General features: G+C 60.3%; 20 protein-coding genes, 1 tRNA gene and 1 pseudogene. 7 read left to right on the top strand and 15 right to left on the bottom strand.

Annotation, left to right across the window (positions count from 1 at the left end):
- Positions 1–403: 403 nt before the first annotated feature.
- Positions 404–892, bottom strand: a complete 489-nt coding sequence (locus FS885_RS01690) for a TetR/AcrR family transcriptional regulator (protein WP_186365734.1) — start codon at positions 890–892, stop codon at positions 404–406.
- Positions 893–1,012: 120 nt separating this feature from the next.
- Here FS885_RS01690 and FS885_RS01685 point away from each other — a divergent pair, with 120 nt between their 5' ends.
- Complete coding sequence (locus FS885_RS01685; RefSeq protein ID WP_144743281.1) at positions 1,013–1,903, top strand: SDR family oxidoreductase; 891 nt, start codon at positions 1,013–1,015, stop codon at positions 1,901–1,903.
- Positions 1,904–2,033: 130 nt separating this feature from the next.
- Here the strand turns inward: FS885_RS01685 and FS885_RS10165 are convergent.
- A pseudogene (locus FS885_RS10165) lies at positions 2,034–2,288 on the bottom strand (HNH endonuclease family protein); the annotation flags it as partial.
- 651 nt (positions 2,289–2,939) lie between these two features.
- Here FS885_RS10165 and hsdR point away from each other — a divergent pair.
- From hsdR to FS885_RS01660, 4 genes are read left to right on the top strand one after another with little or no spacing between them, the layout of a single operon-like run.
- A complete protein-coding gene (gene hsdR, locus FS885_RS01675) occupies positions 2,940–5,264 on the top strand; it encodes an EcoAI/FtnUII family type I restriction enzme subunit R (protein WP_144743280.1) in 2,325 nt (774 codons plus the stop codon).
- Between the two features lie 18 nt (positions 5,265–5,282).
- Complete coding sequence (locus FS885_RS01670; protein ID WP_144743279.1) at positions 5,283–6,761, top strand: class I SAM-dependent DNA methyltransferase; 1,479 nt, start codon at positions 5,283–5,285, stop codon at positions 6,759–6,761.
- Positions 6,762–8,363 (top strand): restriction endonuclease subunit S, encoded by a 1,602-nt coding sequence (locus tag FS885_RS01665; RefSeq protein ID WP_144743278.1) that lies wholly within the window; start codon positions 6,762–6,764, stop codon positions 8,361–8,363.
- Between the two features lie 33 nt (positions 8,364–8,396).
- Positions 8,397–9,200, top strand: coding sequence for a tyrosine-type recombinase/integrase (locus tag FS885_RS01660; protein WP_144743277.1), 804 nt, complete (start codon positions 8,397–8,399; stop codon positions 9,198–9,200).
- On the opposite strand, the gene FS885_RS01655 is transcribed toward FS885_RS01660, so the two are convergent.
- The 3 genes from FS885_RS01655 to FS885_RS01645 form a co-directional block, all read right to left on the bottom strand.
- On the bottom strand, positions 9,187–10,494 hold the full coding sequence (locus FS885_RS01655; RefSeq protein WP_186365733.1) for a restriction endonuclease subunit S: 1,308 nt from the start codon (positions 10,492–10,494) through the stop codon (positions 9,187–9,189). The genes FS885_RS01660 and FS885_RS01655 overlap by 14 nt on opposite strands.
- A gap of 121 nt (positions 10,495–10,615) precedes the next feature.
- Positions 10,616–11,284 carry a GIY-YIG nuclease family protein gene (locus FS885_RS01650; RefSeq protein WP_144743275.1) on the bottom strand — a complete coding sequence of 223 codons (669 nt, stop codon included), beginning with the start codon at positions 11,282–11,284 and terminating at the stop codon, positions 10,616–10,618.
- Positions 11,281–12,243: a DUF4268 domain-containing protein gene (locus FS885_RS01645; RefSeq protein ID WP_186365732.1), complete on the bottom strand. Its 963-nt coding sequence runs from the start codon at positions 12,241–12,243 to the stop codon at positions 11,281–11,283. The genes FS885_RS01650 and FS885_RS01645 overlap by 4 nt, the downstream gene beginning before the upstream one ends.
- 113 nt (positions 12,244–12,356) lie before the next feature.
- On the opposite strand from FS885_RS01645, the gene FS885_RS01640 reads away from it, so the two are divergent.
- Together FS885_RS01640 and FS885_RS01635 are read left to right on the top strand one after the other, a co-directional pair.
- Complete coding sequence (locus FS885_RS01640; RefSeq protein WP_144743273.1) at positions 12,357–13,532, top strand: hypothetical protein; 1,176 nt, start codon at positions 12,357–12,359, stop codon at positions 13,530–13,532.
- A 377-nt stretch (positions 13,533–13,909) separates the two neighbouring features.
- Positions 13,910–14,482, top strand: coding sequence for an HNH endonuclease (locus FS885_RS01635; RefSeq protein WP_222419859.1), 573 nt, complete (start codon positions 13,910–13,912; stop codon positions 14,480–14,482).
- Here FS885_RS01635 and FS885_RS01630 read toward each other — a convergent pair.
- The 10 genes from FS885_RS01630 to FS885_RS01585 all read right to left on the bottom strand — a co-directional run bounded on the left by FS885_RS01630 (position 14,442) and on the right by FS885_RS01585 (position 23,624).
- Positions 14,442–14,720: a type II toxin-antitoxin system YafQ family toxin gene (locus FS885_RS01630; RefSeq protein WP_144743272.1), complete on the bottom strand. Its 279-nt coding sequence runs from the start codon at positions 14,718–14,720 to the stop codon at positions 14,442–14,444. The genes FS885_RS01635 and FS885_RS01630 overlap by 41 nt on opposite strands.
- 3 nt (positions 14,721–14,723) lie before the next feature.
- Complete coding sequence (locus FS885_RS01625) at positions 14,724–15,008, bottom strand: type II toxin-antitoxin system RelB/DinJ family antitoxin (protein WP_144743271.1); 285 nt, start codon at positions 15,006–15,008, stop codon at positions 14,724–14,726.
- A 158-nt stretch (positions 15,009–15,166) separates the two neighbouring features.
- Positions 15,167–15,892: a hypothetical protein gene (locus FS885_RS01620; protein ID WP_144743270.1), complete on the bottom strand. Its 726-nt coding sequence runs from the start codon at positions 15,890–15,892 to the stop codon at positions 15,167–15,169.
- A complete protein-coding gene (locus FS885_RS01615) occupies positions 15,889–17,304 on the bottom strand; it encodes an AAA family ATPase (protein ID WP_144743269.1) in 1,416 nt (471 codons plus the stop codon). The genes FS885_RS01620 and FS885_RS01615 overlap by 4 nt, the downstream gene beginning before the upstream one ends.
- Before the next feature lie 160 nt (positions 17,305–17,464).
- Positions 17,465–17,554 (bottom strand) — tRNA-Leu (locus FS885_RS01610).
- 105 nt (positions 17,555–17,659) lie between these two features.
- Entirely contained in the window at positions 17,660–19,321 is a 1,662-nt protein-coding gene (locus FS885_RS01605; RefSeq protein ID WP_144743268.1) for a peptide ABC transporter substrate-binding protein, read from the bottom strand.
- A gap of 143 nt (positions 19,322–19,464) precedes the next feature.
- Entirely contained in the window at positions 19,465–19,731 is a 267-nt protein-coding gene (gene secG, locus FS885_RS01600) for a preprotein translocase subunit SecG (RefSeq protein WP_144743267.1), read from the bottom strand.
- 367 nt (positions 19,732–20,098) lie between these two features.
- The gene (gpmI, locus tag FS885_RS01595) at positions 20,099–21,658 is read right to left on the bottom strand and encodes a 2,3-bisphosphoglycerate-independent phosphoglycerate mutase (protein ID WP_144743266.1); all 1,560 of its coding nucleotides are present in this window, start codon (positions 21,656–21,658) and stop codon (positions 20,099–20,101) included.
- A 3-nt stretch (positions 21,659–21,661) separates the two neighbouring features.
- Entirely contained in the window at positions 21,662–22,441 is a 780-nt protein-coding gene (gene tpiA / locus FS885_RS01590) for a triose-phosphate isomerase (RefSeq protein WP_144743265.1), read from the bottom strand.
- Complete coding sequence (locus tag FS885_RS01585; protein ID WP_144743264.1) at positions 22,428–23,624, bottom strand: phosphoglycerate kinase; 1,197 nt, start codon at positions 23,622–23,624, stop codon at positions 22,428–22,430. Before FS885_RS01585 ends, tpiA begins: the two co-directional genes overlap by 14 nt.
- Positions 23,625–23,742: the final 118 nt, after the last annotated feature.

The raw sequence follows: 23,742 nt of genomic DNA, 5'->3' as shown, positions 1-23,742 counted from the left end.
CCATACCCGCCTATCTCCATATTTGATGCGGTCATGGCAGGCCTCTCCCCCGCAGCGCGGGACCCCGCATCCCCCGTTCCGCGCCCCCCTTTTCCCGTTGGGTGCGCCTCTTTTCGCGTTAGGTGCAAACCAGCAGGGACATCTCAGGCGCCCTCGAGTTTTTTCTCAGACCATTTGCACCTAACGCGAAATCGACTGCACCTAACCCCGTCCTCGAGGAGGCACCCTGGTCCGGGCACCCCTATTCGCGAGCAGTCGCTCGCGGGCTCGCACATCATCTATTTCGCGAGCAGCGCAAAGCAAGCAGCAAGGGGTCTACATCCGCGATTATCTTGAGGACCACTGGTTCATCGAGACCGAGCCCCCGGAGCCGCTCGGCACACGCCGGCGAGAGGTTGTTTTCCTAGAGATACCCCTCCAGCGACCGGGCGAAAATGCGCGCCATCTCGCACGGACTCTCCTCAAAGCCGTATCCTATCCACGCCTTCACCAAAGCGGACGAAGCGCCCGCGAAGTAATGAGGTTGGTAGCGGTTGTTGAGAACCCCCAAGCGCTCGATCTGCTCAACAGTCCACACATAGAACAGATCGTCCAACCCGGCAAGCAGGCCTCTTCGATACAGCACCGTGAACTCGCGTCTATATGAATAAATCCCTTGGAAGATCCACTCGACAACTTGGGATACGTTCTTAGCTGTCATGGTGTTGCGAGCGAAGAGCTCGGCGAACCGATCGGCGACGAATCTGTCGGCGATATCCCGAATGGAGATGAAATTCCGGTAGAACGACGCGCGCGACACCCCCGCCTCCGCGACAAGCTCGCTCACGCTGATCTCGTCCAAACGCTTTCGTTCGAGCAGGCGCAGCAACGCTTGGGTAAGGCTCTCTTTCACATAGCTCCGTCTCATGAGAATACTCGCCCCTTCTGTCTCATTTTGCCCACCGCCACCTACCCGCGGGGGAGCCCTGCCCTATGGTCAATATACATTTGTCTCATTTCGAAGGAGGGCATCTTGAACGATCTGCTGGGATATCAGGGCAAGACGTGCGTGGTTACCGGAGCGGCAAGCGGCATGGGCAAGGCGACCTGCGAGCTGCTCATCGAGCTCGGTGCCGAGGTGTACGCACTCGACAGAAACATCGTCGAGCTTCCCGGATCGAAGGCGTTCCTCACGTGCGACCTTTCCAACAAGCAAAGCATCGACGAGGCGTTTACCGCGATCCCGAGCCATATCGACTGCTTCTTCGGTGTAGCCGGCCTCTCGGGCGCGAAGACCGACTACTGGACCACCTTCACGGTCAATTTCATCGCCAACAAGTACATCACCGATACCCATCTCGATAAGCGCATGGCCGCGGGCGGAGCCATCGTCTACGTGACCTCGACGGGCGGCCTTATGTGGGAGAAGTGGAAGCGCGAGTACGTGAAGATCATGGATTGCGCCACCTGGGACGAGATGGTCGCCTTCATGAAGCGCGTCTCGCCGAGAAACGGCGTCGGCATCATGGCCTACACGCTCTCCAAGCGCGCCATGAACTATTACACGACGCTCAAGGCGGTCGAGTACGGCAGCCGCGGCATTCGCGTCAACGCCGTGCTGCCCGGGTCGACCGACACGGGCATGAAGGCAGAGTTCGAGAAAATGGCGGGCGGCGCCGACAAGCTCCTCAAGGAGAACGGGGCCATCGGGCGCCTTGCCACGTCGCGTGAGATGGCAGACCCCATCGTGTATCTCGGTTCCGATATGGCGAGCTTCGTCTCAGGACTCATGTTCATCGCCGACATGGGACACAACGGAGAGAAGGTCCTGGGCATGGCAAAGAACCAGCTCGACGTTCCGGCTGCGCTCCCCCTCTACAACACCAAGTTCTTCCAGAAGATGCTCGCAAAACAGGCGTCCTAAGGAGCCGCGCGTTGCGGGCCGGGGCCCTCACGCGTTCCGGCCCGCAACAGCAAACCTGTTGACCCCCTTTAAGATGCGCCTTCTTCTCCGCAAAGGGCGCATCCGAGAGCTCGGGGTTGTACGCCGTAGGCGTGAGGTTGCCCAGCGTGTTGATGAGCTCTTCGTAGACGTGCTCACAGTCGTCCCCGAGCATCTCGCGCCACTCCACACTGTCGAGTGCGTTCTGCGGCATGATGTGCTCGATGGAGAAGGAGCCACCCGAGAAGCCCAGCAGGCCCTTCGCGTGCCAGCTGTTCTCGATCGTGGTGAGCAGGTTGAAGCCCCTCTTGAACGCGTAGCAGTCGCGCGTCCTGAGCGCCCGCTCAAACTCCGCATCGCTCGGTATGCGCCGCGCCGCCCCTCCTCGCCCAAGAGGATAGCCTCGTAAGTCTCGCGGATGTTGCCGCCGTCGCCCTCACCACGTTCAGCCGCGCAATCCCGGACGAGGAGAACTTGTTCAGACTGTTCGTCGCGGTGTCACGCACGGTTCAGCAGAAAAGATAGCTCTCCGCGGACCTTAGCATGGAGACAAAGTCGTCATGTGAGGAGGGGCCGCTGACATAGGTCTTCAAAGAAGGACATGAGTAGCGGGTTCACCACGGAGATATCGAGCGCACGTATGCGGGCGAGAAGAACGCGGAGCTCCTTATCCTCACAGGCACCATCAGTAATGCAGACGTAATGCCCGGCAAAGCGACGGATCACCTTGAGGAGGTTTGCCATCTGTCCGGGCCTGTCGGACCCGTTGTCGGTCACATGACGCTTGAACAGGCAGTACACGTCGCGAGTGGTGTGCTGGCTGGGGCGTTGATGACCGTGGGCCAGTTGCGGAGGAACTCGTCGAAGACCTCGTCATAGCTATCGGCACCGGGCGTCTCCTCGATGCACTTCGGCGAAGCCCGCGGACCACCAATTCGGACTCTACTACAACACGTAATGATAGACTCAACGTGTAGGGCTCGCGAAATGTGTCGCTGTTTCGAAGGGCGCGTCACCTATGAACGAATCAGACACAAGATTGAAACTCATAGATCCTGCGATCATGAAGTCGTGGGACAGAGATCGACAGGTTTTTACCGAGTACTACTTCACCGACGGCGAGATCATCGTGCGCGGTAACTTCGTGACTCGCAAGGAAAGGAAGAAAGCCGACTACCTCCTCATGTACGCCCCCAACATCCCCATCGCCATAGTCGAGGCTAAGGACACCGAGCATACGATCTCGGCAGGCCTTCAACAGGGCATGGGATACGCCCAAGCTCTCAACGTTCCCTTTGCCTATAGCACAAATGGAAAGGGCTTCATCGAGCACGACTTCCTCACTGGCAAGGAGCGCGGCCTTGCCATGGACGAGTTTCCAACACCCGAAGAGCTTTGGGGACGTTACTCGAAGGCTAAGGGGCTGGAGCACGAGCATGCCCAGGAAATTGTTACCGCCCCCTATTACCAGGAGCACAGCGGGAACGCTCCGCGTTACTACCAGCGGAACGCCGTGAACAAGACCCTTGAGGCGATTGCGCGGGGACAGGATCGCATCCTCCTCGTTATGGCGACGGGCACAGGCAAGACCTTCACCGCCTTCCAAATCGTCCATCGTCTGCGTATGACGACCGAGGTCGCCAAGGTTCTCTATCTCGCCGACCGTAACATCCTCGTTGACCAAACCATCGACGGCGACTTCAAGCCGCTCAAGAAGGTAACCACTAAGGTCGAGAACAGAAAGCTCGACCCCGCGTACGAAATCTATTTCTCGCTTTATCAGCAGCTCGTGGGCGAGAAGGGCGAGGAGATCTTCCGTGAGTTCGATCGCGAGTTCTTCGACCTAATCATCGTCGACGAGTGCCATCGGGGAAGCGCAGCGGCAGACTCCGCCTGGCGCAAGATTCTCGAGTACTTCGACTGCGCCATCCAAATCGGCATGACCGCAACACCCAAGGAGACAAAGGACGTTTCGAACATCACTTACTTCGGAGAGCCCGTCTATACCTACTCACTCAAGCAGGGTATCGAGGATGGGTTCCTCGCCCCTTACAAGGTCATCCGACCCAAGATGAACGTGGACGTCTACGGATACCGCCCCGAAGCCGGAAAGATCGACGACCGGGGCGAGGAGCTTCCCGACCGGGTCTATGAGAAGCAGGACTTCGACAGCGAGATCGTCATCAAGGAGAGAAACGAGCAGGTTGCCAAGAAGATCACGCAGTTCCTCAAGGAAACCGACCGCTACGCAAAGACCATCGTGTTCTGCGTTGACATCGAGCATGCAGAGAACATGCGCAGGGCGCTCGTCAACGAGAACGCCGACATCGTCAAGGACCACCCGACCTACGTGATGAAAATCACGGGGGACGACAAAGAGGGCAAGGCACAGCTCGACAACTTCATTGGCCCCGACGAGCGGTTCCCGACCATCGTCACCACCTCCAAGCTCCTCACCACGGGCGTGAACTGCAAGACGTGCAAGGTCGTCGTGCTCGACAACAAGTTCGGCGAGCACGGCATGACCGAGTTCAAGCAGATTGTCGGACGTGGCACGCGCATATGTGAGGAATACGATAAGCGCTATTTCACCATCCTCGACTTCCGAGATGCGTCGCGCCTCTTCGCCGACCCCGACTTCGACGGGGAACCCGCCGTGATCTTCGAGCCGGCGCCCGACGGGCCCATGGTACCCGATGAGGATAAACCCGACTCCCCTCCCGACGTGACGCCACCTCCCGATTGGCCCGACGGCCCGGGCGGCGATGCCGAGAAGAAACGCATCAAGTATCACGTCCACGGCGTGGATGTCCATATCGTTTCAGAGCGTGTGGAATACTATTCCTCCGACGGCCAGCTCGTGACGGAGAGCTTAAAGGACTACACGCGTAAAAACATTCTCGGCGAGTTTGACACCCTCGATCACTTCCTCGTCGCATGGAGCGCCGAGGACCGGAAGCAGGCCATCATCGACGAGCTGCGCGCCCACGGCGTCTTTCTCGATGAGCTGCGCCGAGAGTCCGGGCAGGACCAGATGAGCGACTTCGACCTCATCTGTCACATCGCCTACGACCAGAAGCCGCTCACCCGGAGCGAGCGCGCAAACAACGTCAAGAAAAAAGGCATCCTCTACGAGTACTCGGGAGTGGCTCGCGAGGTCCTTGAGACGCTTCTCGACAAGTTCGCGACCTCCAACCTTGTTGATCTCGACGACACCCGCGTGCTCGACTTGGAGGAGTTCCGCCGCTTCGGGAGCCCGATGAAGATCGTCAAGGCGTTTGGCGGAAAACAGGAATACATTCAGGCGACCCGCAAGCTCGAGAACGAGCTCTACGTCGCATAGCGAAAGGCAGAGCGCTACATGGCCCTCGGAACTCTTGTTAAGACCCTTCAGAACATCATGCGCAAGGATGCAGGCATCAACGGCGACGCCCAGCGCATCGAACAGATGACTTGGCTGTTCTTTCTCAAAATCTACGATGCCAAGGAGGAAGAGTGGGAGTTCCACGACGACTCCTATGAGTCGATCATCCCCGAGAGACTGCGGTGGCACAGCTGGGCGGTAGACCATAAGGACGGCAAGGCCCTCACCGGCGATGCGCTTCTCGACTTCGTGAACAACGACCTGTTCAAGACGCTGCCCAATCTCGAGCTCTCGCCCAACGCTCCTCTACGGCAAGTCGTGGTAAAGGCGGCCTTCACCGACGCAAACAACTATATGAAGGACGGCATCCTCCTGCGCCAGGTAGTCAACGAGATAGATAACGCCGTGGACTTCACCGAGTACAAGGAGCGCCACGCCTTCGGCGAGATCTACGAAACAATCCTCAAGGATCTCCAATCGGCTGGCAACGCGGGCGAGTTCTACACACCGCGCGCCGTCACGGACTTCATGGCGCAGGCGCTCGCTCCGAGGCTCGGTGAGCGCGTCGCCGACTTCGCCTGTGGCACCGGAGGTTTCCTCACGAGCGCACTCAAGATTCTCGCGGAGCAGGTGAAAACGCCGGCCGACCAGGAGCTCTACACGCACTCTATCTACGGCGTTGAAAAGAAACAGCTGCCCTATCTGCTATGCGTCACCAACATGCTCCTGCACGACATCGACAACCCGGAGATCTTCCACGACAACTCCCTTGAGAGCGACGTACGCGAGTGGCGACACAAGCAAGACGGACAGTTCGATGTTGTCCTCATGAATCCACCTTACGGAGGATCAGAGAGCGCGTCGATCCAGAACAACTTTCCCACAGCACTGCGCAGCTCTGAGACGGCTGACCTGTTCCTAGGACTCATCCTCTACCGCCTCAAGAAGGGCGGTCGTGCGGCGGTCATCATCCCCGACGGCTTCCTCTTCGGCCAAGATGCCGCCAAGGTGGAAATCAAGCGCCGCCTTCTGGAGGAGATGAATCTGCACACCATCGTGCGTATGCCACAAAGCGTCTTCGCCCCCTACACGAGCATCACCACCAACATCCTCTTCTTCGAGAACACGAGCCCCTCCGAAGGAGTCTGGTTCTACCGCATGGACATGCCCGAGGGCCACAAGCACTTCTCAAAGACCAAGCCAATCAGGCTTGAGCACTTCGACAACGCAAAGGCGTGGTGGGACGACCGCCATGAAATCGTCGTTGAAGGCAACCCTAAGGCTAAGTTCTACACCGTCGACGAGCTGAGAAGCGGCAACTTCAACCTTGACCTGTGTGGGTACCCTCACGAGGAGGAGGAGATTCTGCCGCCGGACGAGCTTATCCGGAACTACAAAGAAGAGCGTGCGAGACTCGATGCGGAAATCGACCAGAAGCTTGCACAAATCTGTAAGATTCTGGGAATTGAGGCGTAGATGAAGGCGAAGGATCTCAAGAACTCGATACTCCAGATGGCGGTCGAAGGCAAGCTCGTGCCGCAGGATCCCGACGACGAGCCCGCGAGCGTTCTGCTTGAGCGCATCCGCGAGGAGAAGCATCGCCTCGTCGCCGAGGGGAAGGCGAAGTTCCCCAAGAACGGGGAGTCATTCATCTACACCGCTTCCGATGGGTCGCCCTATGAGAAGCGCGTGGACGCCAAGGGGCGCGTGCTGAGCGACGAGAGCATCGCGGACGAGGTGCCGTTCGAGCTGCCCGAGAGGTGGTGCTGGGCGAGGCTTGAATCGATATCCATGCTCTTAAATGGGGATAGGGGTAAGAGTTATCCCGCAAAGTCAAAACTACATGACTCGGGCATTCCTTTTGTCAGCGCTCTCAATATTGAGGACGGGCGGGTTACAGATAATAAAATGCTCTACTTAAGCGAAGGCCAGTATCGAGCCTTGCGGGCAGGCAAGCTCGAGCAGGGTGATTCTGTTTTCTGCATAAGAGGTTCATTGGGAAAGCACGGCGTATTTCCATTTGAGCGCGGTGCCATTGCATCTTCTCTGGTGATCGTCCGTCCTATCAATTCTGACTTAGTACTCACTCAATACATCGAGTTGCTGTTCGACTCTCCAGTTACTACACAAGAAATAAAACGATATAACAATGGAACTGCTCAGCCGAATCTTGCGGCAAGAGATTTTCAGGCGTTTCTATATCCCCTCCCGCCCCTCGCAGAGCAGCGCCGCATCGCGGGGCGCGTCTCCGAGCTCATGCCCCTCGTGGAGGCTTACGACGAGCTGGAGGACGCCCGCGAGGGGCTGGACGCGGCCCTGCCGGACCGCCTGCGCAGGTCCGTCCTCCAGGAGGCCGTCCGGGGCCGTCTGGCGCCCCAGGACCCCTCGGATGAGCCCGCGAGCGAGCTGCTCGGGCGCATCCGTGCAAAGCGCCGCGCGCTCGCCGCCGAGGGGAAGGTGAAGCTCCCCAAGGGCGGCGACTCGGTGATCTTCACCGGTTCCGATGGCCGCCGCTATGAGAAGCGCGTGGACGCCAAGGGACGCGAGTCCGAGCCGGCGTGCATCGAGGACGAGATCCCCTTCGAGATCCCGGAGGGCTGGGCGTGGGCACGATTTACTCAAGTCGTTCCTGTCCAGTACGGCTTTGCGGCAGACTCTTCGAAGTTCGTAACGGATGAATCTATTGGGCTCATCCGTATTCGTGATGTAAATTCTGGTGATCTCGTACATACAACTGTAAATTATTCGGGAGAGTGGTCGGAAGAGTACCTAATTCGCTCGGGTGACGACCTCGTCGGAATGGACGGGGAGTTCATCTGTAAGCGATGGAGAGGTCCAGATGCCCTGCTGAACCAGCGAGTTTGCTGCTTCCGTTATCTCAGTGAAACAGTGGACCGTGATTACGTCAGTTTTACAATCAACTGGTATCTCAACCAGATTTGGAAGCAGACGAGCAAAACGACCGTAAAGCACTTATCCGCCAGGGCACTCGACAGGTTGCTGTTCGCAGTTCCCCCGGCAAAAGAACAGAAACGAATAATGGATCGAGCTAACACTCTGCTGGGCGCTCTTGAGTAGACAATCCTCCATGACTGATGAAAGGGGTCAATCATGGAGGATTTCAAAGCCCATCTATTCGATTGCGGGTTTTCAAACCATACGGTTGCGTCTTACCTCTATGCTGCAAAGCAGCTTGAGAGCAGGATGTGCGACGGGCTTTCTAATGAAGCGTTGCTCGCACACAAGGACTGGCTCGCTTCGCGTTACGCCGCGAAGACCGTAAACCTTAGAATCACTGCGATTAACAGCTATCTCGATTTCGTCGGATACGATGGAATGCGCCTGAAGAGCCTGCGTGTGCAGCAGAAGCCCTATCTTGATAACGTAATTAGCCAAAGTGACTACGAGCTATTGCGAGATTCGCTGAAACGTGACGGCGACCTGTTCTGGCATTTCGTAATCCGGTTCCTGGCAGGAACCGGCGCCCGCATCAGCGAGCTGCGACAGTTTACTGTTGAATCAGTGCTCAGCGGCTACCTTGACTTGGTATCGAAGGGACAGAAGCTAAGGCGCATCTATATCCCGATGAGTTTGCAGCGGGATGCTATTGAATGGTTCATGCAATCTGGGAAGGTGAATGGCTACATCTTCACGTCGAAAGGTAGTGTGCCCATGACAGCGAGAGGACTTTCGCTCGGCTTGAAGCGGTGCGCCGCCAGGTACGGCATTGATCAAGATGTGGTGTACCCGCATTCCTTTCGTCATCGCTTCGCGAAGAACTTTATAGAGAGGAACCCTGACATTGCTTTCTTGGCTGATCTCATGGGACACGAGAGCCTCGAGACGACTCGAATCTACCTGCGGCGCACCGCGTCCGAACAGCGCGCCGCAGTCGATGCAACTATTGATTGGTGAATACGTCCAACGTCGTTTCTAAGGCGGTCACGATGCGGGTCTGCTCCATAAGAGGTGGAAATGGAATGAGGACCTCACATAGCTTCGAAATCGCAAGACCGGGCTGGGCTGTTGCTGTTGCGTACTGATTCAAGTTAAGCGCTTTTAAGAACATGCATGCCCAAGCGACATTCGTACTTGCAAACGTAGTAACAACAACAGCGTGCTCGGTGGCATAAAACGCGCCAGTTGCTCTCTGAACATTTCCGCAAAGTGCTCCCTGTCGCCCAATTAGCGGATGGTCTCCGCTGACATTGGGTTTGGAGACAAATCCTCGAATCCCATTCCCACCAAAGCACGGATACAGAGCTTCCACGGACTTATTATCTAAAATATCGGACGCCTTGATGTTTTTTCCAGCCTGCATTGAAAAGACAGTGCCGAGCCTCGTCCACTCCCAGCCTTCCGGGATCTCGAAGGGGATCTCGCTCTCGATGCACACCGGCTCGGGCTCCCGTCCCTTCGCGTCCACGCGCTTCTCATAGCGGCGGCCATCGGAACCGGTGAAGATGACGGAGTCGCCGCCCTTTGGCAGCTTCGCCTTCCCCTCGGCGGCGAGCGCGCGGCGCTCGGCGCGGATGCGCCCGAGCAGCTCGCCCGCGGGCTCGTCCGAGGGGTCCTGGGGCACCAGGCGGCCCCGGACGGCCTCCTGGAGGACGGACCTGCGCAGGCGGTCCGGCAGGGCCGCGTCCAGTTCCTCGCGGGCGTCCTCCAGCTCGCCGTACGCGTCCACGAGGCGCATGAGCTCGGAGACGCGCTCCGCGATGCGGCGCTGCTCGGCGAGGGGCGGAATAGGCAATAGAACAACGCGTAGCGCTTTCTGATTGGTCTTGGGCATCTTGACGCGTGTGTCACCTTTGAGCACTTGACGGGTGAACATGTCGCTGAGCACAAGGATTAGAGTAAATGAGGTGTCCAGATGGGAATCGAGTGGATACATGTCTGCACTACAGAGGCCGTCAAACGGGGCAATAGCAGCTTTTTTTAGCGCAGGCCGAATCTTTGAATAGAGAATCTGTCCAGATGAGAAGCGGTGATTACTGCTCTTTACGCTATCCTCAAGAACCGTTCTACAATCTAGGAGCTTACCAGTTCCTTTTTCTATGTTGTCCGGAGCAACGTGCGCGACGGTTTCATATTCTCTTGGGTTAACAAGGTTGGAAGCGATGTCAATTACGCTTTCCAGTCTCGCCCAGCACCACCCCTCGGGCAGCTCGAACGGCACCTCGTCCGCGATGCTCTCGTCGCTCAGCACGCGCCCCTTGGCGTCCACGCGCTTCTCATAGGGCGACCCATCGGAAGCGGTGTAGATGAATGACTCGCCAGCTAATCGCCAGCATCTTCTCATGTAGCAGAAAACTGGGTAACACAGACAATCAGAGTTTCTTCTCGTCCTCCATGCGAAGTCTTCTCTCAGAGAGACGCTCCCCTTCGTAAGTAAAGTGAAGCGGCCCCTGCACCCCGCTATTGCGGCCCAGGAACTCCTTGGCCAGTGCAGAGAGCGAAGTAGTTACGCCTTTGTACTCGACGCGCGTGTCGTCAACAACGATCGCCACCTTTGATGGGTCGTTTGCGAAAACCACTTTCTCGCCAGGCTTGATGCCAACCATAGAGAAGCGGAAGCGAGTTCGCCTTCCAGTCTCTGCATCATGGCGGGCCTCCTCCGCCTCGCGCTCCTCTTCAATCTGCCCGCCAGTGGGAGTGACGCGATGGAGCCTGCCCTCCGTTCCCGAGATGCGGGCGATGGCCTCAAGGATGGCATAGGCATCCTCGGGAGACATCTCGAAGAACTCCTTGGTACGGGTCTTCCCATTGAAGGTCTCGATGGTGCGAAGGTCGGGATTCAGCTGGTCGATGAGCTCGTGGAGCGCCTTATCCGTCAGCTTGTGGTCGACATCGTAGGTCGCGTATGCCCGAAACGCGTACGGGAGCGCCTCGGAGCGGTTGAGCTCATGGAGCCTACGCTGCAGGTTGCTCGCGTAACCAATCTTCACGTATTGCGGGAAGCTCGGGTTGGTGAGGATGTAGATGACGCCTTTGCTCACGACGTGCTCCCCTGTTCGAATTCAGCCTCAAGCTTGCCCACCACAGCATATAGTTTGCCAAGCTTATCTCGCTGCCAGCCGATATACTCTGGCCATTTCTCGCGAGGCCCATTCACCACGTCGCAGCCGGTCTTATGAAAGACAATCCCCTTGTTCTCTTTCCGCGTCTCATATTCATCATAGTCTTGGCCCAGCGCCAACATGAGTTCGTCAATGTGCGCGTTGATGAAGGAAGAGAACGCGTCGTCCGTCATACGAACCTCAACGCTCACCCTCTTATATTGAGAGTAAATCTGAACAGCAAGGAAGTACTTCGCAGATCCGACGTTAAGTTTTATCCAGAGCTTCTTGCTTGCATCTGGCAACAGCTCGTCGGAGTCACCGTAGGCATCTGAGCTGGCCAGCTCATAGTACGTCTGCCAATATTCGAACGCCGCACGTTCAGTTTGAGTGAGGCCTGTCTTGCCCTTCTCATCTCGCGCCCAATCATTTGGAGACTCAACGACCTTGAACACAACTGCTGGATTAGATTGATCGATTCGCCAGGCCTCGACTTCAACCAGGAAGAACGCATAGCTCCCAACTGTGTGATTGTTTAGCCACTCGATTGCCTTGCGATGCGGACCGCGGGCCCTCTTAACAACCCAGATGATGATGCCAGCGTCCTTGCCAGCCGCGTACGTTATGAGCTTGCCAAGATGGTCGTGATTGGTGTCCTCCAATTGATTCTCGATGACAACTGGTCGCTCGGTATCAAGTTCTCGAGCAAAGATATCCACTGAGAAGGTGCCCACCGCGCTCTCGGTTTCGTAGGGCTCCAACTCTATACCACACGCATTTCCGAGCTTGGAAAGGTTTTCTGGAACAGCAAGCCACGTAGTGAAGTCGTTCGCCTCGTTAGGCCATATATCTCGAAGTCGTACCTGCTCAATCTCACTAAGCGGAAGCTTGGCAGACATCTTTTGCCCCCTCAATATCGCGAGCTCAGATTTCTGACATAATTCTCTCATAACGGGTCACGTGGAAACCCAAGCAAAATCCCGTAAACATCAAGTGGGTCGAGAGGTAAATCATGTGCGAGAAGAAGAGCATCCAGAAGCCCGACGAGCTTGTCCTCGGCCTCGTTCCGACCGACATCGAGGTTAAGACTGATGATGCCCTTTGCATCCCCTTTGACCGGTTGCCAGCTCTTGGACTGGGGCTATCCTCACTGGCCAGCGCACTCGCTCCCGCTGTTGCTTCCGCTGCGGCACCGGTCCTTTTCACAGTCACTGACGCCGTCGGCAATCCGATACCTCCCGCTGTATTACAGGCATTCAATGATGGGTCCGGGCTTCTCGGCTCCTTCCGGGATCCAATAAAAGGCTTTGGACAGGCGCGCCTCCATGTTGCCGAGGCTGCGCAGGCTACCGCCGTCGTCGTTGATCCCGTAACGCTCATGATGGCCGCCACTCTCATGGTTGTGTCGCAAAAGCTCGACTCGATGCAGCGCGCGCAGGAAGAAATGTTCGAGTACCTACAGCAGCGAGACAAAGCCGAGCTCCGAGGAGCTCTCCAGGCTCTTGCCGATATTGCTCGGGACTATCGCTTCAACTGGTCGAACGACACCTTCATGCAGAGCTCGCACGCACAGGTACTCGAAATCAGAAAACAGGCTGATGCTATCGCAACGCTTCAACGAGCTCAGATCAGAGGAAAGCTCAACGGAGGTCCCATCGAGATAAGGGCATCCGTAGAGGCTCGTCTCTCCGAGCTTGTTGACCATCTTGCTGAATACCGTCTCGCAGTCTACACCCACGCCCTCTCATCGTTCCTCGAGCCTCTTCTAAGCAGAAACAACGACGCTGCCTACCTGCGCTCGGTGTCCGAGCGAATCTCCGCCCATGGCCTCGCGTATCGCGAGCTCTATACCGAGTGCTATAACGCCGTTGAAGAGGGCGCTCGCAACTCGCTTGACTCTGCCGTACTGGGTGGCATTGCTGATGCCGGTAAAGCGCTCGGCGGATTTCTTTCGCAGACGCCCCTCGGAGAGGCAACCCCCGTTGACGAAGCACTCAAGGGCGCTGGGGAAGAGATCGGCAAATTCAATGAGGGAATCACCGATTCCCTCATGGCTCAACTGCGCAGCATGAGCTCTCCCGAGGTGCTCCCCCTACAGCAAGGAGTCGAGTCCCTCGCCTCGCTACGCGAGAAGCCTCTAGCAATTGCCGCTGACTCGAAGGCTCTCTATCTTCTTCCAAACGAATAGAGGGCAACCTCCACAGGTGGCTCCGCCGAAGAGCAGATGACCTCTATGAGCAATTGGCTCCTCTTGGTATCCTGAACGCAGATGAGAGGAGGAGCGATGTCCCGCAGGAACTGGTCACGCCAAGAGACCCTCATGGCGCTTGCCTTCTACCTGTGCCCTCCCCTTCCCCGGAAGAACTGGGATGACAGCGACGCCGAGATTCAGCTCTTCGCAGGGGCGATAAGCCGCAAGGTCTCAGCCGTTTGCTACAAGATTGCCAACCTCAAGGCATGTGATCCCAACCGTTCGGGCAGCGGCTTTACCCATGCTGACGCAATGGACGCGCAGGTGATGAGCGAGTACCTCGCCGATCCGGACGCGACCATGTTTGAGGCGATGTGGAGCTCGAGCAGATCGGGATCCGAATCTCCTACGACGGGGAGATCGAGACCTCAGGTTCTTCTCGCCCCAATCAGCCACAGCAGCTCGGACTGGAACGCGTTGAGCAGGTTTGCACACGCGTCAACCAGGACTACTTCCGCAGCGTGCTCCTTTCCAACTATGGCGGCACCTGCTGTCTCACGGGCATCGACATTCCCGCCCTGCTCACGGCGAGCCACATCAAGCCGTGGGCGGCGGCCACGCCGAGCGAGCGCCTCATGTCGTCGAACGGTCTTCTGCTCAACGCGCTGCACGACCGCGCCTTCGACCGCGGCCTCATCACGCTCGACGACCGCTACCGCGTCGTGGTCTCCTCGCACGTGCCGCACACGCCCGCGAACGAGAAGTGGCTCTACGCCTTCGCCGGGAGGAAGATCGCCCTGCCAGGCAGCGACGAGTCGACCTGGCCGAGCCTCGACTTCATCCACTACCACAACGACCGCGTCTTCGAGCGCCGCGCGAAACAACCTCTTTGCTCTCTACCGACCCCTACAGCCCCAACAACTCACTATGACTCCCCGTGCGTGTAGCGATGAGGACGAGCCCTTCCTCATACACACGATAGATAAGCAGCCAGTCAGGCTCGATGTGGCACTCGCGATGACCGTGATATGCCCCGCCGAGCGAATGGTCACGCATCGCATCGGGAAGAGCCTCCTCACGAATAAGCGCCTCTAGGATCCGCTCGAGCTTCGAGAGGTCCTTGCCCTGCCGCTTCACGCGCTTGTAGTCCTTCTTGAACTTGGCAGTGAACTTCAGCTCCAGCATGGCCTACTCCTCGTCGAGCGCGGCCAGTGCCTCCTTGACGGTGCGATAGGGGCCGGAGAGGTTCCTGCCCGTCACCGCATCATCCATCGCGGCAAGCGTCTCCCGGCTAAACCCATACGGATTGGACGGATCGAATGGGAAGCCGCCGCGGCGGTTGAACGCAGACACGAACATGCGGATCGCGTTACTCGGAGAGGTACCGATCTCGTCGCAGATCATGGTGAAGCGGTCCTTCTCGTCCTTGCGAAGCTTCGCAGAGATGGACTCGGTCGCAGCTGCGGTGGCCATGGATACTCCTTACTACAATGTCCTACTTTGTCATATATTGTATACTCAAATCGAACGATTCATTCCACTTGATGGCTTCAAGCACAAGAGAGATATGCGCTGCATTGTCCCGTTTTCCTACGCAACATCCCTCGCGTGATCTGAGCCATTCAGTCCGATCAGGCGTGTCTCGCATGCTTACCGATGCGCTCGCCTTCCATCCAGCAATCTGCGAAGCAGCTCAGGCCCGCGCGGTATAGAGCGCTCCTACAGGAACCGAGATCCGATCTGGATATCCAGATGCGTTCAATGACACAGCGCTGCAGGAACTCCGCGAGCAACGAACCGAGAACAAATAAATCCGTCCCGAATGCGAGAATTAACACAGCGGTCTCCCACATAGAAGCCCAAGCGATTGGCTCGTCGAGATCCAAAGCCAGGGAACAAACTGCTCCGAATACACCCGTAGCAAAAGCACCGGTCATGAGCATCTGTAAATCATTCCGTTCCTTGTCAATGGATTCCACCTGCTTGTCCACCAAAGCAATCAAATTGGATAGATCGGACGCTTCAAACCCGCCCTCTCTTTTCAAGCTAGCAATGAATCGAGACATAGCAGCCTTCTGCTTACCAGAAGGCCAATCAGGTTCTCGCTGCACAAAAACGTACGGCAACGCGCTCTTCAAACACGCCACAAGGATGAATGCCAGGAAGAGGACGGCGCTCCCGATACAAATTGACATCTGGAGCGCAAGGCCCAAGCCGGCGATTAACGTCACCGCCCATAGGATAATCAACCCAGCAAGCTTAGCGACATGCCGCTTGTCCCGCACTCTTTCAAACCCCCTGTTCCATAGGGACAAACAACAAGAAAGAACCGGGTCATCGACTCTGTGATGGCTCATAACGCCTCCTCAATCGAATCATCCACCAGCAGCACGTTGTCCCTGGCGCTTGCGATTTTGCGAAACCCGTTGGTAAACCCGCTCACGCTGAAGAGCACGAACTGTTCCGTGCGGTCGCCCTTCTCCCATGGGACGCGCGCCGCCTTGCCCTCAAGATCGCGCAGCACATTTGCCCCCACAGGGTCCTTCCAGAACTTGCACTCGCCCCATACGACACGCTTCTCGGTGGCACTTAGGGCGACGGCATCAATCTCGCCACCACCCGACCACCAGCGGCCGACGCGCTCCGGAACGAAACCCAACGCCCCGGAATCGACCATATCCCACAACCGTTCCCGGCAGACGCCCTCGTACACAAACGCAACGTGGTTATCGATGAAATGCTCCCGGATGCGTCGCTCTACCGCAGCCGTCCGACCTGTCTCCAGGTAGCTTACGTTGGGCAATACGAATTTGAACCAGAACTGCAGGAAGTTGTCCTTGATGATGTACAGGCTCTTCTTGCTCTTGTCGGGGTTGCCCTCCGTAACCGGTACCTCTCGTTGCAAGACATCCAGATCGATGAGCGTCTTGAGATACTTGTTCAGGCTCGTCTGCTTCATACCGAACGCGCGCGATATCTCGCTCGGACGGTGCGCGCCGCCCGCGATCGCACGGATGAGCGCGAAATACGTACCTATATCGGGCACTTCACGCTGGAGCAAGAAGTTCGGCTCATCATAGAGGAACCCGTTGCGATCGAGCACGTTCGCGGAAATCGCGGCGAAGATGTCATCCTCGTCCTCGAACAGCTCGATGTACTTGGGCACGCCGCCGGTCACGGCATAGTGCTCCACGAGGGCGCGCGTCGTATGCCCCGGAAGGAACTCGCGGTAATGCGAAAACGGAATCTGCCCCATCCGGATCTGCGCCGTCCTGCGCCCGTACAGAGGGCTTTCTTCGGATAGCACCTGGTCTTTCATGAGCGAGACGAGCGAGCCGCAAAGAATGAGCATCACGTTCGCGTCTTTGAGGATCGTGTCCCAGATGCGCTGGAATATCGAGGGGTATGCCGGGTTCGCCTTGCCGAGGTATTGGAACTCGTCGATGACGATCACCGCGCGCTCGCGCGCGGCATCGCACGTGCGGGCGAGTTCGCGAAAGACGTCTTCCCAACGAGAGATGCGCACGGAGCGCAGCAAGTCGCTCCCCAGGAAATCCGCCGCGACCGCCTGGAAGCTCTCGAGGTTTTGGAGCTCGGGCTCTTCCGTCGCAAGGTAATAGAGGGCGCGCTTGTCCTGAATGAAACGCGAGATGAGCTCGGTCTTTCCCACACGGCGCCTACCGTAGACCACCACGAAGGAAGCCTCCTCTCGCGCATATTCGCGCTCAAGGGTCTGCAGTTCTCGCTCTCGATCGACAAAGGCACGCATCGCGACCTCCTCAGCAGCATAACTATCCTGAGAGATTATTCTATACAGCATTATTCTATTTTGGATAATCTTTACCTGCAAGGAGGTTCTGTCCTATAAGCCCACTTCTCACGGAGCAAATCGGCAAGAAAAAAGCCTCCGGAGAGGCTCTGAGAGTTCGTGGTGTCGGAGGCGGGACTTGAACCCGCATGACCGAAAAGTGGTCACTAGCACCTCAAGCTAGCGCGTCTGCCAATTCCGCCACTCCGACAAAAGCAGCAAGAAGAATAGTACCCAAATGCCCCGGGATGCGCAAGGGGTAATTTCGAGAAAATCCGCCGCGGGGCGCGCAATGGCACGAAAGGCCAGCTCTCCCCTAGCGTTCCTCGAGCTCGGCGCCCGCGAAGTCCACCTGACCCGCGGGGTCCACGGTGAGGTACGCCACGCGGTCCGAGCCCACCTGGCACTGGGCGTGGAAGACGAGCGGTATGGCCGGACACCGGCGGCCTATCTCGGCATCGACGTCCTCGATGAGGGCCACGCGCGCGGCCGCGTCCACCGTCGAGCGCACCGCATCGAGCCGCTCGTCGATCTGGGCGTCGGCGAGGCCGGAGCGGTTGGCGCCCTCCCGGCTGCTCGAGTGGAACCACGGGAAGAGCAGGCGCTCGGCCACGGGCACCTCGGCTGTGCAGTCGAGGCGCACCAGGTCGAAGTCGCCCGCGTCGAGGCGCGCTTGGAACGTCTCGAGGTCCTCGGCCTCCGGCACGCAGGCCACGCCAAGCCGCTCGAGGTCACCTGCGACCGCGTCCACCACGTCGTCGTGGCCGCCGCCCGCGAGGTACATGAGGCGCACGGAGAGCGGGCGCGTATCGTCCGTCCCCAGGGGATAGGAGCTCTCCAGCAGCGCCGCGGCGCGCTCACGGTCGAAGGCGGTGTAGGCCCAGGCTCCCAGGCGGTAGCCCGGCACCGGCGGGGGGATGATCCCGTCCGCGGCGAGGCGCGTCCCCCTGAACACGGTCTCGGCGAGGTACGTGCGGTCGATGGCGAGCGAGAGAGCCTGGCGCACCGCGGCGTCCGCGCACGGGCCCGCCGCGGTGTTGCAGACGAGGCAATACGTCGCGAGCGCGGGGCCGCACACGAAGCGCTGGCCGAGCGTCATGGTGCGGCCGTCCTCGGAGCGGCCGTGGCTCGACGCCGCCTCGCTCGCCTCGTTCACCGGGCAGGGGCTCACATCGAGCTCACCGGTCTGGAAGTCCTGGTAGGCGGCATCGGTGTCGGCCTCGAGCCTGAGCACCACGCGCGCGAGGTCTGCCGCGGAGTCGAAGTGCTCATCAAAGCGGGCGAGCGAGAGCGAGCCCACGTCGGCGGTCCAGTCGCCCTCGAGCCTGAAGGGGCCGTTGCCGACCGGGCGGGTGGCGAAGGCCTCGGGGTCGTCTGTGGCGAGCGCCGGCACGGGGGCGAGCGCGGGGTGCGTCGTCACGGTCGGGAAGTCCGCATAGGGCGCGGCGAGCGTCACCACGAGGGTCGCGTTGTCGGGGCAGGAGATGCCGGCGAGCTCGCGCGCGTCGCCCGCGCGCAGCTCGTCATAGCCCTCCACGAGCGACAGGTGGTACGCATGGGGCGAGGCGCCGCGCTCCTTCGCGACCGCCGCATCCGGGTCGATGAGGCGCTCCCAGGCGCGCTTGAAGTCCGCGGAGGTGACCGCGTCGCCGTTGTGGAAGGCCGCAGCGCGCAGGTGGAAGGTGAAGGTGCGGGCGTCCTCGGACACCTCATAGGAGGAGGCCGCGCGACAGACGAGCTCGCCGGTGCCGTACTCGAAGGCGCACAGCGGCTCGAAGAGCTGGCGGGCCACCGTGAGGCCCCCGTCATCGACCGCGTCGAAGGGGTCGATCGAGCGCGGCCGCACGATCCCTGCCGTGAACGGCTGCTCGACCGTCACCTCGTCGCTGCCCTGGACGCCATCGAGCGACGCGCACGCCGAGAGCATGCCGAGCGCCTCCGCCGCGAGCGCCCCCGCGACCAGGGTGCGACGATCCATCGAACGCTCTCTCATATCGGCCATGCGCCCGCCCTCTTCACGTCCTCGACGCCATCTTTCCGCATCAGCTTACCAAAAGGGCCGGCGCTCTCGCACCGGCCCATCGAACCTAGATATATGCGCCCGGAGAGCCGGGCCGCCCCTTAGAGGAAGTCGACGCCGTAGACGCCGCCCTGCGGGAAGAAGAACATGCAGAGCAGCACGCAGACCGCGAAGATGACGGCCACGATCACGGTGAGGCGGTCGAGGTTGCGCTCCATCACGCCGGTGGCGGTGCTGGAGTTGTAGAGCGAGCTCGCGATCATGTCGGACACGCCGGTTCCCTTACCGGAGTGCATGAGCACGAGGGCGACGAGGGCGAGGGCGGAAAGCGCCCACACGACGAAGATGATGATCTGGAACGGACCCATGGTATAGCTCCTGCTAGTGGATAGTCGGCCTAACAGGCGGTATGATACCACAGCCCGCGCGAAGGTTCGAGCGCGTTCGCTCGGCAGCCGCGACGCACGGAACGTCGACACACTCGGGGACGCTGACGCACGGTTGGGTGCCTCGGGGCCTCTTGATGGGGCCCGTGCCCCACATCGAGATACTGGAATATGGACATTTAAAGCGCTTCAAGAGGCTGATTCCGTCCATTCCGCAGTATCTCGATGAAGGACGGCGATGCGGACAGGTCCCAGACCGACCGGCAACCCCCCCCCGCACGGAAACGCCCCCTGCCGGATGGGCTCCGGCAGGGGGCGCGATGGCAGCCGATGGGCTGGCGGTACCCGGTTACTCCTCGGTGGCGAGGACGCGACCGGTCATCTCGGCCGAGGGCTCGAGCCCGGCGAGGGTGAGCATCGTCGGCGCGATGTCCGACAGGCGCCCGTCCTCGATGCTGGTGAGCTTGGCGGCCGGGTCGACCACGATGAACGGCACGCGGTTGGTAGTGTGGGCGGTGAAGGGGTGCTTCTCGCCCGCCTCGTCCACGTCGTACATGTGGTCGGCGTTGCCGTGGTCGGCGGTGATGAGCGCGAAGCCGCCCTTGGCGAGGATTGCGGGGATCACCTTGGAGAGACCGTCGTCGACGGCCTCGACGGCCTTGACCGCCGCGTCGAAGACGCCGGTGTGGCCCACCATGTCGCAGTTCGCGTAGTTCACGATGTAGAAGTCGGCGCGGTCCTCGTTGATGGCCTCGACGAGCTTCTCGGTGACCTCGGGCTCGGACATCTCGGGCTGCAGGTCGTAGGTCGCGACCTTGGGGCTGGGCACGAGCACGCGCTCCTCCCCCTCCTTGGGCTCCTCGACGCCGCCGTTCAGGAAGAACGTGACGTGTGCGTACTTCTCGGTCTCCGCGGTATGGAGCTGCTTGAGCCCGTTTTGCGCGATGACGTCGGCGAGCACGTTTTCGGGGAAGGTCTTGGGGAAGGCCACCTCGACGTTCTTGAAGGTGTCGTCGTACTCCGTCATGGTGACGAAGTGGCTGAGCTTGGGCGCGACCGCGCGCTCGAACCCGTCGAAGTCGGGCTCGGTGAAGGCGCGGGTCATCTCGCGGGCGCGGTCGGGACGGAAGTTGAAGAACACCATCGCGTCGCCGTCGTGCACGCCCTCGCTATGGCAGGCGAAGGGCTCGACGAACTCGTCGCCGCGCTCGTCGCGCTCGTAGTAGGCCTTGACGCCCTCGACGGGGTCGACGTCGGCGTCGGACGCCTGCGTGATCACGTCGTAGGCGCGCTGGACGCGCTCCCAGCGGTTGTCGCGGTCCATGGCCCAGTAGCGGCCGGAGACCGTGGCGATGCGGGCGTCGACGCCCGTGTACTTGGAGAGCGCCTCGAGGTTCTCCTTCAGGGTCTCGATGTAGCCCGCGCCGGAATGCGGGTCCACGTCGCGGCCGTCCATGAAGCAGTGGAAGCGGATGCGCTCCACGCCGTGCATGGCCGCGAGCACCGAGAGCACCTCGCCGTGGCGCTGCATGGAGTGCACGCCGCCCGGCGAGACGAGGCCCAGCAGGTGCACGGTGCCGTTATGCGCCGCCACGTCCTCCATGGCCTTGGCGAGGGTGGGGTTCTCCTCGATCGAGCCGTCGACGATGGAGTTGTTGATGCGGGAGAGCTCCTGGAACACGATGCGGCCGGCACCGATGTTCAGGTGCCCGACCTCGGAGTTGCCCATCTGGCCCGCAGGCAGGCCCACGTCCTCGCCCGAGGCGCCGAGCGTGGTGTGCGGGTACTCCTCCCAGAGCTTGTCCAGGAAGGGCTTCTTGGCCTTGCAGACGGCGTTGTTGTCGCCGGCGGGCGCCAGGCCGAAGCCGTCCATGATCACCAGGAGCGCAGGAAGATGACGCTTGGGCATGACCTACTCGCCCGCCTTCTCGACCATCGCGGAGAAGCTGTCGGCCTTGAGGGAGGCGCCGCCCACGAGCGCGCCGTCGACGTCCTCCTTCTCGAGGAAGCCGGCGATGTTCTCGGGCTTGGCGGAGCCGCCGTAGAGCACGCGGATGCCGCTCGCGATCTCTTCGCCGAAGATCTCGACGAGGGTCGCGCGGATGGCGCCGCAGACCTCCTGGGCGTCATCGGCCGTGGCGGTCTTGCCGGTGCCGATGGCCCAGATGGGCTCGTAGGCGATGACAAGCTGATTGCCCGAGGCGATCTCGACGCCCGCGAGGCCGGCCTTGATCTGGCCGGTCACGAACGCGACGTGCTCGCCCGCCTCGCGGGTCTCGAGCGACTCGCCGCAGCAGAAGATCGGGACGATGCCGCCGGCGATGAGCGCCTTGGCCTTCTTGTTCTCGTCCTCGTCGGTCTCCTTGAAGTAGTCGCGGCGCTCGGAGTGGCCGATGATGCAGTAGTCAACGGGCACGGACTTGAGCATGTCGACGGAGGTCTCGCCGGTGTAGGCGCCCTTCTCCTCCCAGTACACGTTCTGCGCGCCGAGCTTGATCGGGCTGTCGGCGATGCCTCCGTGGCAGGACACGATCTTGAGGTCGACGGTCGGCGGGCAGACGCACACCTCGACGCCCTCGGGGATCTCGGGCATGGCGGCCACGAGCTCCTTGGCGAGCGCGCTCGCCTCGTCGAGGTTGTTGTTCATCTTCCAGTTGCCCGCGATGAGACGGGTGCGCTTACTCTGCGTCATTGAGAGCCTCCACTCCAGGAAGGGCCTTGCCCTCGACGAGCTCCATGGAGGCGCCGCCACCCGTGGAGATCCAGGACATCTTGTCGGCCAGGTTGAACTTGTTCACGGCCGCGACGGAGTCGCCGCCGCCGATGATCGAGGTGCAGTCGGTGTTCGCCGCGACGGCCTCGGCGACCGCCTGGGTGCCGTGGGCGAAGTTGTCGAACTCGAAGACGCCCATGGGGCCGTTCCAGAAGACGGTCTTGGCGCCGGCGATGGCCTCGGCGTAGAGCTCCTCGGTCTTGGGGCCGATGTCCATGCCCTCGCGGTCATCGGGGATGGCGTCGGAGGCCACGACCTCGGGCACGGCGTCCTCGCCGAAGTGGTCGGCGACGCGGTTGTCGATGGGGAGCAGGATCTTGACGCCCTTCTCCTCGGCCTTCTTGAGCATCTCGCCGGCGCGCTCGACCCAGTCCTCCTCCTTGAGGGACATGCCCACGGACATGCCCTGCGCGAGGAAGAAGGTGTAGGCCATGCCGCCGCCGATGATGAGGGTGTCGGCGGAGTCGATGAGGTGGTCGAGGACGCCGATCTTGGAGGACACCTTGGAGCCGCCGACGATGGCGACGAACGGGCGCTCGGGCTCAGCGAAGATCGAGGTCAGGGTGTCGACCTCCTTCTCGAGCAGGAAGCCGGCCACGGCGGGCAGGTACTGGGCGGGGCCCACCACGGAGCCCTGGGCGCGGTGCGCGGTGCCGAAGGCGTCGAGCACGAAGATGTCGCCGTAGGAGGCGAGGGTCTTGGCGATCTCGGGGTCGTTCTTCTTCTCGCGCTTGTCGAAGCGGACGTTCTCGAGCACGAGGATGTCGCCCGGCTCGAGGGCGTCGACGGCGGCCTTGGCGGCCTCGCCGTAGGTGTCCTCGACGAACTTGACCTCATAGCCGGTGAGCTCGGCGAGCTTGTCGGCGGCCGGCTTGAGCGAGAGCTCGGGCTCCGGGCCGTCGCCCTTCGGGCGGCCGAGGTGGCTCATGAGGATGATCTTGGCGTTGTGCTCCTTCAGGTACTGGATGGTGGGGATGGCGGCCTTGACGCGGGTGTCGTCGGTCACGACGCCGTCCTTGAGCGGCACGTTGAAGTCGACGCGCATGAGGACGCGCTTGCCGTCGACATCGATGTCGCGGACGGTCTTCTTGGTGAAAGCCATAGCTGACCTACCTTTCGGGTCGATTCGGACTCGGGGGCGCCGCATGGGGCGAGGTACCCCCGTTCATGACAAGGGCGCGACCCGACGCGTTCCACGCCATGGGGCCGCGCCCTCCATC

Source organism: Enorma burkinafasonensis, assembly GCF_902150035.1.
GTDB lineage: Bacteria > Actinomycetota > Coriobacteriia > Coriobacteriales > Coriobacteriaceae > Enorma > Enorma burkinafasonensis.
Note: the sequence above shows the minus strand (reverse complement) of the source record. Positions and strands in the feature narration are given on the sequence as shown.

Coding starts and splice junctions, on each gene's coding strand:
- hsdR (WP_144743280.1), top strand. CDS start 2,940: ATGAACGAATCAGACACAAGATTGAAACTCATAGATCCTGCGATCATG.
- FS885_RS01670 (WP_144743279.1), top strand. CDS start 5,283: ATGGCCCTCGGAACTCTTGTTAAGACCCTTCAGAACATCATGCGCAAG.
- FS885_RS01665 (WP_144743278.1), top strand. CDS start 6,762: ATGAAGGCGAAGGATCTCAAGAACTCGATACTCCAGATGGCGGTCGAA.
- FS885_RS01660 (WP_144743277.1), top strand. CDS start 8,397: ATGGAGGATTTCAAAGCCCATCTATTCGATTGCGGGTTTTCAAACCAT.
- FS885_RS01645 (WP_186365732.1), bottom strand. CDS start 12,243: ATGTCTGCCAAGCTTCCGCTTAGTGAGATTGAGCAGGTACGACTTCGA.
- FS885_RS01640 (WP_144743273.1), top strand. CDS start 12,357: ATGTGCGAGAAGAAGAGCATCCAGAAGCCCGACGAGCTTGTCCTCGGC.
- FS885_RS01630 (WP_144743272.1), bottom strand. CDS start 14,720: ATGCTGGAGCTGAAGTTCACTGCCAAGTTCAAGAAGGACTACAAGCGC.
- FS885_RS01625 (WP_144743271.1), bottom strand. CDS start 15,008: ATGGCCACCGCAGCTGCGACCGAGTCCATCTCTGCGAAGCTTCGCAAG.
- FS885_RS01620 (WP_144743270.1), bottom strand. CDS start 15,892: ATGAGCCATCACAGAGTCGATGACCCGGTTCTTTCTTGTTGTTTGTCC.
- FS885_RS01615 (WP_144743269.1), bottom strand. CDS start 17,304: ATGCGTGCCTTTGTCGATCGAGAGCGAGAACTGCAGACCCTTGAGCGC.
- FS885_RS01605 (WP_144743268.1), bottom strand. CDS start 19,321: ATGGATCGTCGCACCCTGGTCGCGGGGGCGCTCGCGGCGGAGGCGCTC.
- secG (WP_144743267.1), bottom strand. CDS start 19,731: ATGGGTCCGTTCCAGATCATCATCTTCGTCGTGTGGGCGCTTTCCGCC.
- gpmI (WP_144743266.1), bottom strand. CDS start 21,658: ATGCCCAAGCGTCATCTTCCTGCGCTCCTGGTGATCATGGACGGCTTC.
- tpiA (WP_144743265.1), bottom strand. CDS start 22,441: ATGACGCAGAGTAAGCGCACCCGTCTCATCGCGGGCAACTGGAAGATG.
- FS885_RS01585 (WP_144743264.1), bottom strand. CDS start 23,624: ATGGCTTTCACCAAGAAGACCGTCCGCGACATCGATGTCGACGGCAAG.